The 1,537-nt window shown below is 49.9% G+C and carries 1 pseudogene; it reads right to left on the bottom strand.

What is annotated here, in order from left to right:
* Positions 1 to 1,537, bottom strand: a pseudogene (locus D9741_RS23435) (phage tail protein); the annotation flags it as partial.

Below are 1,537 nucleotides of genomic sequence, written 5' to 3' on the forward strand. Positions count from 1 at the left end.
TGTAACTATATCGCTTGCCCGCGTTACCGGTGCCGCCCCCGTAACAATAAAAGATGATGCGCCTGTACCAGCCTCAATCTGTGGAGTGGTTACATCGAGATAATCCCCTGATGCCACCATCTGCCCTGTATCCGGAGAATACTGGACGAAACCACCAACCGTATTTTCTGTTGTATCTGCTTTTAATGTAGCCTCAAAAAATATCCAGCCAGTTGCATCTTCCTTAACAGACCTTGCTGTAACACGGCTTGTCTGGCCTGTCTTGCTAATTATGCGGGTGGTAAGGTTCAGGCTTGCTGCTCCTATTGATGTCCTTACCTCCCCATCATAATGTTCAAATAAAATACGAACGGCGATATTATCAACTTCACTTTTTACCCGACAGGATATAGTTACATACTTTTCGTCACCTGAAGTATCAACCCCTCCGGTACTCGAATACAGCCCTATAATGGTATGCGCTTTACTTGTGCCAACAATCGAATCCTGTACGACAAACCGGCCATAATTAAAACCGAAACTATCCGTGCCTGTTTCTGTAACGTCCAGTGAAGTTGACTTATTCCACTTCGAAGGGTCTGTACTGTTCGGGAAGAAGTTCGTTCTTTGCCCCTCAATAAGCAGGCCATCACGTTCAAATCGTGGCTCGTCAATGGCAGCCTCTGTCAGCACACCAGATTTATTAATATAGGTTGCTTTCGATGCGCGTTTAAACTTAACAACCTTGTCGCCAGGCATCGTTATTTCATCATCACCAATAACAATCTTTTTATATGATGGCGAAAAGCCCGTAATCATATCCAGTGAATCGTTAAACGGTATCCACACATCAGGCAGCGGATGCAAAACTTGTTTATACGGCTCTGCAGCCTGGCTTGCATACTTCCTGGCTGCGTCTTCACTTGCTTTTGCAGCCGTCTGGCTTGCAGCGGATGCTTTCGCCGAGTTAGCCGCTGCAGTCTCGCTCGCCTTTGCGTTGGTTTCACTGGTTTTTGCAGCTTTTTGACTGTTGGCTGATGCAGTGGCAGAGGCCGCCGCCGCGCTTGCAGAACCAGCTGCAGCACTCTCGCTTTGGGCGGCTGCATCCTGACTGCTTTTTGCCGCAGTTTCGCTGGCTTTGGCATTCGTTTCGCTGGTCTTCGCTGCCGTCTGGCTGGACTTTGCGTTAGTTTCACTCGTCTTCGCAGCTTTCTGGCTGTTAGCTGCTGCAGTTGCTGATCCAGCAGCTGAAGTCGCAGAACCGGCAGCAGCACTCTCGCTTTCGGCTGCTGCAGCCTGACTGCTTTTCGCCGCAGTTTCACTGGTTTTGGCATTCGTTTCGCTGGTTTTCGCTGCCGTCTGGCTGGACTTTGCGTTGGTTTCGCTCGTCTTTGCGGCTGTCTCGCTGTTTTTCGCGTTGGTTTCTGATTTTTTGGCTGCTGTCGCGGAGTTTGCCGATGCAGTCTGTGAGGTCGCTGCCGCCTGTGCGCTGTTAGCTGCATTCGTTTCTGAGGTTTTCGCCGCGTTCTTCGATGATGCCGCTGCAGTTTCGGATTTC

This window comes from Escherichia sp. E14V7, assembly GCF_004212225.1.
Classification (GTDB): domain Bacteria; phylum Pseudomonadota; class Gammaproteobacteria; order Enterobacterales; family Enterobacteriaceae; genus Escherichia.